Here is a 12,119-nt window from a genome sequence, read left to right on the forward strand (position 1 = left end):
AATCTATGTCAGCAAATCAATGGTTAGCAACAGGAAATTTTTTTACGACGTATAAACAGGAACAGCGAACATTTCTAACAAGCCTGGACAGATCATTTTTCACCCTGTTTCTGGTCCTCCTGTTTGGATGGCCCCTGCTGTTCGAGCTGAGCAACAAATACATGCTGGTTGTTGACAATATTCTCATTGCCATTGTTGCCGTCATGGGTCTGAACCTTGTGACAGGGTTTGCCGGCCTGATATCAATAGGTCATGCCGCCTTTGTGGGTATTGGTGCGTATACCATAGCATCTTTTTGTCGAACAATGGGAGATTCCCATATTATTATTACGCATTTCTGGCCGGTGCTGATCATTATCAGCGGGCTTGTAGGTGCCGTGTTTGGCGCAATTGTCGGCCTGCCCGCACTCAGGTTGAAGCATCTGTATCTGGCCATAGCAACCCTGTCATTTCAGATGATTTTTGAATGGACGATTCAATTCATGACCTTTTTCAACCAGGGGCAGACCATTTATGTTGGCAGGGTTTTCTGGTTTACCGGTAAAATTGGAAGAAAAGATCATTACCTGTTCTGGTATTTCATTATCCTGACCATTGTCATTCTCCTGGGATTTGGGATCAGAAATCTTTTAAAAACCAGATATGGCAGAAGCCTTGTGGCTGTCAGGGACAATGACAGGGCAGCAGATGCCATGGGAATGAATCCAGGACTTACAAAGGTCTATGCCTTTGCCCTGGCCGGTTTTTTTGCAGGAGTAGCAGGGGCGTTGCACGCCTACGTTTACAGGGGGGTCGGATTTGAATCCTTTACCCTCCATGAATCCATTGGCTATCTTGCCATGGCCATTGTCGGAGGATTGGGAACATTGAACGGATCTTTCTGGGGACCGGTTGCCATAAAATTTCTAGATCTCCAGGTGGAAAGCCTTGCTGAAACCGTTGGTCAATACATGCCGTCAGGTATGAATCTGGCAACAGCATTGAAACCCTTTACATTTGGTCTGGTGATTGTCCTGTTTTTAATGTTTGAGCCCCGGGGGATTGCAAACTGGTGGAGGATCGTAAAATCATACACCAAATTATGGCCATTCCGGTATTAAGGTTAATTTACACCTTTATATATTTTTTAGTAACTAACTCAACAGGAGGAGAAGAAACATGAAAAGCAAAAGTTTTTTAACAGCATTACTAATTCTTGTCGTTATGTTTGCATTTGCCGCATCTGTAAATGCAGGAGGAAAGGTTTACAAAATGGGAATGTCCCTGGCAATTACAGGGCCGACATCTGATGCAGGCAATCCTTATGCAAAAGGTACGGAAGATTATTTTAAATTTGCAAATGAAACCAAAATACTTGGGGACGACACAATTGACTGCACTATCAGAGATGATCAATACAAAACCGATGTCACCAAAAGAAATTTTGAGGAGTATCTTGATGATGGCATTGTCATGTATCTCAACTATTCAACCGGATCCACTCTGGGATTGAAAAGGGATTTTGAAGAAGAAGAAATTGCAGTTCTTCCTGCCTCCTACCATGCAGGCAATCTGGATGATTCAAACTATATCTTTCTTCCCATTGCATCCTATTCAGACCAGCTTGTAATTCTTGCCGAATATGTTGCAAAGAATCATAAAGGCGGAAAAGCAAAAGTGGCTCTTTTTGTCCATCCTTCTGCCTTTGGCCGTGGTCCTGTTTCAGATGTAGAAAAAGCCGTTGCAGCAGGACTTAATATTGACCTTGTGGAAGTTGTTGAACATGGCAAGGACCTTGATAATACCGCCATGTTAAAACGTCTCATGAGCAAAAACGTTCAATATGTGATCTGCCAGACTATTCAGTCTCCCGTTGCAACCATGATTAAAGATGCACAGCGTCTTAAAATTACTGCATCTTCTTTTGGTGAAGCAGGAAAAATTACCTTCATGGGCGCTCATTACACCGGTGGTAATGATCTTATTGCTCTGGCAGGAACTGCAACTGAGAATTATTTCTGGATTACTGCCTTCAATATTACTTCAGTTCCGGGTGAAGGAACTACAAAACAATTGGCCCTGGCAAAACTATACGGCCGTGATCAAAAAGCTGCTGATTCCCATAACTATGCAGCCGGCATCATGGTTGCCCAGGTTGCAACAGAAGCTATAAGAAGAGCTAAAGCTGCCGGCCTTAAAGTCAACAAAGCAAACCTTTACAAAATGCTCAACGAAATGAATGGTGCCAATGCATACAGCCCCTATACAACGACTGGCCCGGTAACCTATTCTAAAACAGATCGTGCCGGTGTTGATATGCTTCAGATTTACAGTGTACAGAGTGGTGTATTTAAAGCAGTCGGGGCACCGTTGGAGTCTGAATACATGAAAAAAATTAAATAAACATTTTAAATTGCGCATGAATCAATTAAAATAAGTCCAATGAAATTGATTCAGGACTTAAGCTGAACCTTAACTTACCGGAAATCTGAATTTATATCGATTTTGTTTTCCGGTAAGTTAAACTCAAAAAAAAAGCTAAAAATATAAAGCCAAAATATAAAGCCAAAATATAAAGAAAGTGCCTATGGAAAACAATCTGCTTGAAGTCAATAATATTGAAGTTGTCTATAACGACATTGTTCAGGTACTGCGTGGTGTCAGCCTTAATGTACCCCAAAGCAGTATCGTAGCATTGCTTGGGACAAACGGTGCCGGTAAAACCACTACTCTAAGAGCCATCAGCGGTCTTTTAAAACCGGAGAATGGTGCCATCAAGGAAGGGTATATTAAATTTAACAACACTGATACCACCCAGCTTTTGGGTACTGACGTTGTGAAACTGGGTGCTGTCATGGTGCCTGAAGGCAGGCGTGTATTTAAACACCTGACGGTTAATGAAAATATCCTTGTGGGTTCCATTACAAGAAAAGACGGATCAAAAAAAATCCGTAATGACAACGAACTGATGTACAGGCATTTTCCAAGGCTTTCAAATGTCACAAACAGAATGGCGGGTTACAGTTCCGGTGGTGAGCAGCAGATGATCGCCATTGCAAGAGCATTGATGGCTGCGCCTAAAATGTTGATGCTGGATGAACCGTCTCTGGGGCTTGCACCCATTCTTGTCAAAGAAATATTTGATAATATTAAAACAATTAACAAAGAACTTGATACAACCATCCTGGTTGTTGAACAGAATGCCAAGGTGGCGCTAGCTGTATCTGATTATGCCTATATCATGGAATCCGGCAAAATTGTTCTGGAAGGTCCCTCTAAAGAACTGCAGGACAACCCGGATGTAAAAGAATTTTATATGGGGATTACCAAAGGCGGCGGCAGAAAATCCTTTAAAGATGTAAAATCATATAAACGGCGCAAACGCTGGATGTAGACTGTAATTTTAGGAGTTCATTATGAAGATACTGGTTGGATATAATGGTGGAGAAGTTGGAAGACTGGCTTTGTCTCTGGCAAGGGACTTTGCAAAGACAAACAAGGCCTTTGTTTATGTGATTACTTCCATGGCAGGCGGAACTTCTGAAAAAAAATCTGATATTTTAAAGGCAGAACAAGGCCTTGCTTTTGCCGGTAAACTAATGGAAAATTCTGGTGTGGAATATGATGTCCAGCAAAGCGTCAGAGGACTTTCTCCTGGTGAAGATCTGGTTAAATTTGCCAAAGAAAATGAAATTGATCAAATCTTTCTTGCCATAAAGAAAAAATCCAGAGCCCAGAAAGCCATTTTAGGCTCTACCTCACGATATGTTATCCTTAAAGCGCCCTGTCCTGTCACCACTGTCAAATTTGAACTGGGCAGCATCAAAACAGAAGACCTTTTAAAAGACCGGCGGATTCTGGTGGTTGATGATGAGCCTGATATCCTGGAAACCGTTGAAGAACTTCTGGATATGTGTTCTCTTGATACTGCCGCCACTTTTGATGAAGCCAAAAAACTTCTTGGAAACAATCCATATGATATGGCGATCCTGGATATCATGGGTGTTTCCGGATATGATGTTCTTGAACTTGCCCGGAAAAAAGATGTTCCTGCTCTCATGCTCACTGCCCACGCTCTGACCCCGGAAAATTTAAAGGAATCCATTCAAAAAGGTGCGGACTCTTATATTCCCAAAGATGAGCTGGCCAATCTTGTCACCCATGTGGCAGATGTAATCAAGGCACGGATACAAGGCAAACAGGGTTATGGTGCATGGTTCTCCAATCTGAAACCCTTCTTTGACAAATCCTTTGGACTAGGCTGGAGAGACAAGGACAGAAGCTTCTGGAACTCCTTTGATGATAAATACGGCAAATAATACAAACCATCATTAGTAAAAAAAAAGAAGATATTGATTAATCAAGCAAATCAAAAATTATTGATAAATTTATTGTGACTTTTTCTTGTTTTTGTGTTGGAATTATACCAATTCTTTTAATAAGTCTTTTGTTATCTATTGCACGAATTTGGTCAATCATAATGTCACAAGCTTCTTTTACATTACCGGTCCCTTTTTCCAGATGAACTCTTAAAAGTTCACTTTGTTTCTGAACATTTGTGGTGATTGGACAAATAATAGTTGAAGGGTGAATTGGATTCAGCAAATTTGTTTGAATGACCAAAACAGGTCTAATTTTTCCAGTTTCGGTTCCGACTCTGGGTTTTAAATCCGCAATCCAAATTTCATATTGTTTGATTAACATCTAATAGCTTTTCAAATTCTTCCAAAACTATTATGGACTCTTCTCTAACAAGCTTAGATTCTGTTTCAAATTTCCTGGCCAGAATCTTCCGGTTTTGAATCTTATTATAGAATTTCAATGCTTCATTTATATATCGATTTCTAGGCTGATTAAATTCCTTCACTAACTTTTCTGTGTCCTGAAAGATTGAATCATCTAATTTTAATGAAAGTGTTTTCATATTGAATTCCCTATCTATTTTATTAAAAGAGTATACACTTATTGTATATATTGCAAGTATTTTTTACTTCTCAAAGACATTAAAAAATATATAGATATTACAGTTATAATATTGTTATCTTATCACTGAATGTTGTAAGGGATTCAAGGCCATTGTCTGTTACCAAAAATGAGTTTTCTATCCCTACCACCCCTTTTCCAGAAAAAAATGTTTTAGGTTCCAGAGCAATAATCATGCCTTTTTCAAGACAGAGTTTCTGGCCTTCGGCTATAAAGGGAAATTCATCCAGTTCAAGGCCTATCCCATGGCCTGCAAACCGGATTCTTCTTTCTCCCGCACCCATAAAATAGTCTTTGTATCCTTTGGCGCTGGCCTCAGACATCATCATATCGTATAACTCACCTGTGACACTTCCCGGGATTGCAGTCTTTATTACCATCGCCTGGATTTCCAGCATGGCATCATGGGCTTTTAAAAGATCCTCCGGCAGATTACCAAGAGAAAAGATTCTTGTATGATCACTGATATAGCCATTTAAAGCAAAGACGTAATCCACAAGAATGGGTTCATTTCTTTTGATTTTATTAAATCCCGGTCCCTGGGCAATACTGGGATTGACACCCCTGCCGCCGGTGGGGGAGGAAAGGCAACTTGGAATGGCTGCTCCAGAGCCTGCCATAATATGGCCATAAAAAAGATCATTGTCCCACATTCGCATTCGGATCAGTCCCTGGTGACCAAGGGTTCTGGCATAGGCTTCAACTAAACCTGCAAACTCAATCTCGGTCATTCCTTCCTTGATTAAATCAGGTACTTTCGCTGCGACTTTATCCGCCATCTGTGAAGCCTGCCGCATCAAGGAGATTTCATAATCTGATTTTACAGCCCGTTGCAGTCGTATCTCTATTGAGATATCAATAATGTTCGAATCACTAAATATTTCTTGAAATAATATATACTGGTTGGCGGTCAGTACATCCAGTTCAAGGCCTATATTGTTTGGAATTGCATACCCGAATGCTGCAATGGTTCGAGGGATTTCTTTAGGACTTACAAGAGATACCACCTGTTTAAACCCTGATTCATCTTTGGCCCGTTGGAAGTCTTTAAATACCATCAGCAATGGTTCTCCATGATCCGGAACATACAACCATCCCTGCTGGGCCGTCCCTGAATAATAGAACATATCTGCTTTTTATAAAATTAAAGCTCCATCAACATGGCTTTTTACAAGTCTTTCCTGAAACCCGATAATTCTTGATTGCAATTCCTTTTCAGGGGTGCTTCGGTCATAGTGAACCATTTGTTTCATCCCATTTATTTATTCAATAAAAAAAGCTGCGGCAAAGCTTTTGATTCTTTTATCTATGCTTTGCCGCAGCTTTAATTTAAGGATAATTTTAAAATTAATTATTTAGTGTCTGACCGGAAACTTGCAAATTTTTTCGAGTACAAGGCGGGCGATAATTTTAACCGGAGGAATACATAGAGTATTTCGAGGATTAAAATTTGAGCCCAACGCAGTAATCGGGAAAATGGGCGGTTTTCGGTCGGGCACTATTTGTAATCATAAAATCCTTTACCCGTCTTTCTTCCCAGCCAGCCGGCCTCAACATATTTTCTCAAAAGCGGGCAGGCTCTGTATTTTGAATCTTTAAAACCATCATACAATGTCTCCATGATAGCAAGGCAGGTATCCAGACCAATGAGGTCTGCCAAAGCAAGCGGACCCATGGGATGGTTGGCACCCAGCCGCATCACCGTATCAATATCTTCGGGTTTTCCCACACTCTGGTAGAGGCAGAAGACGGCTTCATTGATCATGGGCATCAATATCCTGTTGGCAATAAAGCCCGGGAAATCATTGGCCTCTGCAGGGGTTTTCCCAAAGTCTTTACACAGTTGCCAGGTAATATCAAATGTTTCACTTGATGTGGCAAGCCCCTTAATGACTTCAACCAGTTTCATCACAGGAACCGGATTCATAAAATGCATACCGATGACTTTGTCCGGTCGGGATGTTCTGGCAGCTATTCTTCCAATGGGAATAGAGGACGTGTTGGTGGACAAAATCACTTCAGGCGCACAGATTTTATCCAGGTCTTCAAAAAGTTTAAATTTCAGGTCTTCTCTTTCCACGGCTGCTTCAACCACAAAGTCCACAGACCCCATATCTTTTAAATCAGTGGTGGTGGTGATTCTGCCAAGGATTGTCTTTTTTGTATCCTCGGATATTCTTTCTTTTTTCACCATCCTGTCAAGATTTTTAGAAATAGTGGCAATGCCTTTTTCACAAAATTCCTCTTTAATATCACTCATGACGACTTCAAGACCGCTTGCAGCTACAATCTGCGCAATCCCATTACCCATCTGACCGGATCCGATAACACCAAATCTCTTTACTTCCATGGTTCCTCCTTAATTATACGTCTATCCCAAAAATTTAAATTCATTGTACTCTTTGATTATTCTTTGTCATATCACCTGTTGACAACAAGCGCAACCGCTTCTCCGCCACCCAGGCAAAGAGAGGCAAGTCCTTTGTTAACATCTCTTTTTTCCATTTCATATAATAGTGTGGTCAATACCCTGGCACCGGATGCACCAATGGGATGGCCCAATGCAACGCTACCGCCGTTAACGTTTACCTTTTCAGGATCAAGTTCCAATACCCTGCCGATACCTGAAGAGCTTCCGGCAAAAGCTTCATTGATTTCAAACAGCTCAATATCTGAAATGGAAAGTCCTTCTTTTTTCAATACTTTGGGAATGGCATAAATCGGTGCCATTAAAACATATTTCATATCAATGCCATAGGATGCCTGGGAACCAATGGTGGCCATGATATTACAGCCAAGTTCCCTGGCTTTCTGCTCGCTCATGACAACTAAAGCTGAAGCTCCGTCACTGATAATGGATGCATTCCCGGCAGTTCCCACACCATCTTTTTTAAAGGCAGGTCTCATCTTTGAAAGAAATTCAAGACTTGTCTCTTTGGGGCATTCATCTGTATCAAAAATTTTGGGATCACCTTTTCTCTGGGGAATTTCCACGGGTACGATTTCATCTTTAAATCGCCCCTGGGCAATAGCTGCATTGGCTCTTTTATAAGACTCAGCTGCAAATTCATCCTGAACTTCTCTTGATACTTCCCATTTTTCAGAACAAAGTTCATTGGATATGCCCATATGAAAATCATTAATCACATCCCAGAGTCCGTCATGGACCATATGGTCTTCAATTTTTCCAGGCCCCATGCGAAAGCCCCATCTGGCCTTATCCATATAATAGGGTGCATTGCTCATATTTTCCATACCGCCTGCAACCACCACATCTGCATCTCCACACTGGATGGCCTGGGCTGCCAGCATGACGGATTTTAAGGATGATCCGCAGACCTTATTCACTGTAATGGACTCAACATCCCAAGGCAGCCCTGCTTTAACAGCAGCAATTTTTCCCGGGTTCTGGCCATACCCGCAGGGCAGGACCATGCCCATGATACACTCATTGATTTCTTTATCATCAATGCCCGCCCTTGTAATGGCTTCACGTATCACATGGGCTCCAAGATCTGTTGCACCGATTTTGCTTATTGTTCCACCAAAACTTCCTAAAGGGGTTCGTGTTGCACTGACGATTACTGCCTTATTCATATTTAAAAATCTCCTTTAATTATTTTTTAATAGTGTTTGAACGAAAAATTAACGGTTTTCGGCCAAATACTACATATTTCTTCTATATTTTCCGCCCACCTCATATAACGCATGGGTGATAGTCCCCAAACTGCAAACCTTGACAGTCTCCATTAAGCTTTCAAACATGTTTTCACCACTCAATGCAGTCTGTTTCAATTTTTCAAGTGCTGCTTCAGATTTATCCTGACTCCTCTCTTTAAAAGTATTCAACCTTGCAATCTGGGCATCCTTCTGGTCATCAGTCGCCCTTGAAAGCTCCAGATGATCTGCCATTTCAGCGTAATCCGCATCAGGGTCTTCAAATGTATTAACACCGATAATGGGATGTTTGCCTGAATGTTTCAGGTGTTCATAATACATGGACTCTTCCTGGATTTTACCCCTCTGATATCCGGTTTCCATGGCACCCAGCACACCCCCTCTTTCCGTGATTCTTTCAAACTCTATAAGAACCGCCTCCTCCACAAGGTCTGTAAGCTCATCCACGATAAAACTTCCCTGCAAAGGATTCTCATTCTTGGTCAGTCCCCACTCCCGGTTGACAATCAACTGGATGGCAAGGGCACGCCTTACAGATTCGGCAGACGGCGTGGTAATAGCTTCATCAAATGCATTGGTATGCAAACTGTTGCAGTTATCATAAATGGCGCACAGCCCCTGGAGAGTGGTACGGATATCATTGAACTGGATATCCTGGCTGTGTAAAGATCTGCCCGAAGTCTGGATATGATATTTCAGTTTCTGGGATTTTTCATCTGCCTTGTATTTATATTTCATGGCCACAGCCCAGATCCTTCTGGCCACCCTTCCAATCACTGTATATTCCGGATCCATTCCATTGGAAAAGAAAAAGGAAAGAGACGGTGCAAAATAGTTAATATCCATCCCCCGGGAAAGATAATATTCCACGTAGGTAAACCCGTTTGACAGGGTCAAGGCAAGCTGGGTAATGGGATTGGCCCCTGCCTCTGCAATATGATATCCTGAGATGGAAACCGAATAAAAATTTCTCACCTGTTGATCAATAAAGTATTGCTGAATATCCCCCATCATTCTCAGGGCAAATTCAATGGAAAAAATACAGGTATTCTGTCCCTGGTCCTCCTTTAAAATATCTGCCTGGACCGTTCCCCTTACATTGGACAGGGCAAATTGTCTTATCTTTTCAACCTCATCTTCTAAAGGTTCCCGGCCATTCTCCTCTTTAAACTTCTCCATCTGCTGAACAATGGCAGTATTCATAAACATGGCCAGCATCATGGGCGCCGGACCGTTAATGGTCATGGAGACCGATGTATTGGGGGCACACAGATCAAATCCGTCATACAGCACTTTAACATCATCCAGAGTACAGATACTCTGCCGTAAATATCCGGGCGGATCTCCGGATCAAATCCATAAAGGGTGGCCGAATCAAAGGCTGTGGACAATCTCTTGGCAGGGTAGGAGCCGGAAAGCAGTTTGAACCGCCGATTGGTATCCTCGGGACCCCCTTCGCCTGCAAACATCCTGGTGGGCTCTTCATCCGCCCGTTTTAAAGGAAACACCCCTGCAGTATAAGGAAAATTTCCTGCAAAGTTTTCTTTTCTCATCCACTTATATTGTTCACCCGGATCTTTGAATTGCGGCAGGGATATTTTGGAAATTTTTGAATGGGACAATGATCTGCTGAACAAAGGCAGCTTAAATTCCGTGCCACGAACATGATACACCAATTCATCCTTCCCATACATCTCTTTGCAGGTCTTGAATTCATCAATAATCTTATCGGTGTCTCCTTCTACAAGGGATTGGGCATCGGCAACTGCCTGCTTAAATTTTTCCAAAGCATCTGGAAATTGGTCAAGGCCATAATCATCCATAATTTTTGAAGCCTCAATCAAGTGCCAGCGTTTACGTATGGCTTCAGCCTGATCTTCGGTGTTTTTATGGTATATTCTTACCGCATCGGCAATCTCGGCAAGGTATCTGGTTCTTTCCCCCGGGATAATAATGGTTTTTGAAGATGATGCTTTTTTACCCGATCTTGGGATACTAGACTCATATTTAATATTTTTCTTTTCTGCGATGAGATCCAGAAGTTCATGATAAAAGGCGGTTACACCGTCATCATTAAACTTGGATGCAATGGTTCCATACACCGGCAAATCTTTTGGATCCGTACCCCAGGCCTTACGATTTCTCTGAACTTGTTTTCGCACATCCCTTAATGCATCTTCACTGCCCCTTTTCTCATACTTGTTCACCACAACAATATCGGCGTAATCCAGCATGTCTATTTTTTCCAGCTGGGAGGGTGCGCCAAATTCTGCCGTCATGACATAGATGGGTATATCTACAAGGTCAACCACCCTTGAATCCCCCTGACCAATACCGGCAGTTTCAACAATAATAATGTCATAACCCGCCGCCTTGACCACATTGATTGCATCCGGCAAAGCCTCGGGAAGCTCTGTCTCGGATCGTCTGGTTGCCAGAGACCGCATATAGACACGACCTGTTTCTATGGAATTCATCCTGATTCTGTCACCTAACAGGGCACCGCCTGTTTTCCGTCTGGATGGATCACAGGAGATAATGGCAATATTAACGTCTTTAAGATCGTGGAGAATCCTGATGATCAATTCATCTGTCAAAGACGACTTGCCTGCGCCACCGGTTCCGGTTAACCCGATGATGGGAACATCCTTTTTGTCTGCCATTTCGGCAATGTTTGAAATAATTTTCTCAAATACTTCCCGGTCGTTGGCTTTGGCTTCCTGAACAGCAGAAATAAAATTTGCCGTCACATATTTATTATCAATATTCAATTTCTCAAAATCAAGATTCTCAAAATCAACCGAAGAGACATCCATGGATCGCATCATATCATTGATCATACCCTGAAGCCCAATTTTTGCGCCGTCTTCAGGAGAATAGATCCTGGTCACGCCATAGGCATGCAGATCATCCATTTCCGAAGGAATGATAACACCCCCTCCACCGCCAAAAATCTTAATATGTGAACCACTCCTTTCTTTCAAGAGATCCACCATATACTTGAAATATTCAACATGCCCGCCCTGGTAACTGGATACGGCAATGCCCTGTGCATCTTCTTCTATTGCGGCATCCACGACTTCTTTTGCCGACCTGTTATGACCGATATGGATCACTTCGGCACCAGAGTCCTGCAAAATTCTTCTCATTATATTTATGGAAGCATCGTGACCGTCAAAAAGTGATGTGGCCGTAACGATTTTAACTGAATGTTTGGGTTTATAGCTTTCGGTTTCCATACTCATCGTTTCTCCTTTTTCAGACATTCGGGAGTTTGATTAAACTAAACAAAGTTTATACACTATAATTTAACTGACATAAAATTTAAAAAAAATAAATGAAAATTTTTATTTCTATTAAAATATAAGTCCAAGAATAAAATCTGTTTGAATTTTAATGTATTCCTCAATGGTAAAATTCCGCTGCACATGCCAGCGCCGGAAAGCCCACATCTGACCCAGCACCGATATATTGTGACC

Annotated in this window: 9 protein-coding genes and 1 pseudogene; 4 read left to right on the forward strand and 6 right to left on the reverse strand. The window is 41.9% G+C overall.

All coding sequences use genetic code 11. The features are described 5' to 3' along the window. From K8S13_RS03335 to K8S13_RS03350, 4 genes are all read left to right on the forward strand, one after another. Window positions 1-1,100 (forward strand): branched-chain amino acid ABC transporter permease (locus K8S13_RS03335; protein ID WP_291460437.1); only part of this gene is annotated, 1,100 nt, incomplete at its 5' end. Between the two features lie 58 nt (window positions 1,101-1,158). Beyond that, on the forward strand, window positions 1,159-2,382 hold the full coding sequence (locus K8S13_RS03340) for an ABC transporter substrate-binding protein (protein ID WP_291460438.1): 1,224 nt from the start codon (window positions 1,159-1,161) through the stop codon (window positions 2,380-2,382). Between the two features lie 184 nt (window positions 2,383-2,566). Beyond that, window positions 2,567-3,373, forward strand: coding sequence for an ABC transporter ATP-binding protein (locus K8S13_RS03345; RefSeq protein WP_291460440.1), 807 nt, complete (start codon window positions 2,567-2,569; stop codon window positions 3,371-3,373). A gap of 22 nt (window positions 3,374-3,395) precedes the next feature. Continuing rightward, window positions 3,396-4,298, forward strand: coding sequence for a universal stress protein (locus tag K8S13_RS03350; protein ID WP_291460441.1), 903 nt, complete (start codon window positions 3,396-3,398; stop codon window positions 4,296-4,298). A gap of 37 nt (window positions 4,299-4,335) precedes the next feature. On the opposite strand, the gene K8S13_RS03355 is transcribed toward K8S13_RS03350, so the two are convergent. The 6 genes and pseudogenes from K8S13_RS03355 to icmF all read right to left on the reverse strand — a co-directional run bounded on the left by K8S13_RS03355 (window position 4,336) and on the right by icmF (window position 11,885). Beyond that, entirely contained in the window at window positions 4,336-4,683 is a 348-nt protein-coding gene (locus K8S13_RS03355) for a type II toxin-antitoxin system PemK/MazF family toxin (protein WP_291460443.1), read from the reverse strand. Beyond that, window positions 4,664-4,903 carry a hypothetical protein gene (locus K8S13_RS03360; RefSeq protein ID WP_291460445.1) on the reverse strand — a complete coding sequence of 80 codons (240 nt, stop codon included), beginning with the start codon at window positions 4,901-4,903 and terminating at the stop codon, window positions 4,664-4,666. The genes K8S13_RS03355 and K8S13_RS03360 overlap by 20 nt, the downstream gene beginning before the upstream one ends. 103 nt (window positions 4,904-5,006) lie before the next feature. Then, the gene (locus tag K8S13_RS03365; protein WP_291460446.1) at window positions 5,007-6,089 is read right to left on the reverse strand and encodes a Xaa-Pro peptidase family protein; all 1,083 of its coding nucleotides are present in this window, start codon (window positions 6,087-6,089) and stop codon (window positions 5,007-5,009) included. A 371-nt stretch (window positions 6,090-6,460) separates the two neighbouring features. Continuing rightward, on the reverse strand, window positions 6,461-7,312 hold the full coding sequence (locus K8S13_RS03370; RefSeq protein WP_291460448.1) for a 3-hydroxybutyryl-CoA dehydrogenase: 852 nt from the start codon (window positions 7,310-7,312) through the stop codon (window positions 6,461-6,463). Window positions 7,313-7,383: 71 nt separating this feature from the next. After that, window positions 7,384-8,559 carry an acetyl-CoA C-acetyltransferase gene (locus K8S13_RS03375; RefSeq protein ID WP_291460449.1) on the reverse strand — a complete coding sequence of 392 codons (1,176 nt, stop codon included), beginning with the start codon at window positions 8,557-8,559 and terminating at the stop codon, window positions 7,384-7,386. A 69-nt stretch (window positions 8,560-8,628) separates the two neighbouring features. Next, window positions 8,629-11,885, reverse strand: a pseudogene (gene icmF / locus K8S13_RS03380) (fused isobutyryl-CoA mutase/GTPase IcmF). Between the last annotated feature and the right edge of the window lie 234 nt (window positions 11,886-12,119).

The sequence above is a fragment of the Desulfobacula sp. genome (assembly GCF_021107415.1).

Bases quoted from the DNA above. Each gene is read 5' to 3' on its own strand.
- K8S13_RS03340 (WP_291460438.1), top strand. From the start codon at position 1,159: ATGAAAAGCAAAAGTTTTTTAACAGCATTACTAATTCTTGTCGTTATG.
- K8S13_RS03345 (WP_291460440.1), top strand. From the start codon at position 2,567: ATGGAAAACAATCTGCTTGAAGTCAATAATATTGAAGTTGTCTATAAC.
- K8S13_RS03350 (WP_291460441.1), top strand. From the start codon at position 3,396: ATGAAGATACTGGTTGGATATAATGGTGGAGAAGTTGGAAGACTGGCT.
- K8S13_RS03355 (WP_291460443.1), bottom strand. From the start codon at position 4,683: ATGTTAATCAAACAATATGAAATTTGGATTGCGGATTTAAAACCCAGA.
- K8S13_RS03360 (WP_291460445.1), bottom strand. From the start codon at position 4,903: ATGAAAACACTTTCATTAAAATTAGATGATTCAATCTTTCAGGACACA.
- K8S13_RS03365 (WP_291460446.1), bottom strand. From the start codon at position 6,089: ATGTTCTATTATTCAGGGACGGCCCAGCAGGGATGGTTGTATGTTCCG.
- K8S13_RS03370 (WP_291460448.1), bottom strand. From the start codon at position 7,312: ATGGAAGTAAAGAGATTTGGTGTTATCGGATCCGGTCAGATGGGTAAT.
- K8S13_RS03375 (WP_291460449.1), bottom strand. From the start codon at position 8,559: ATGAATAAGGCAGTAATCGTCAGTGCAACACGAACCCCTTTAGGAAGT.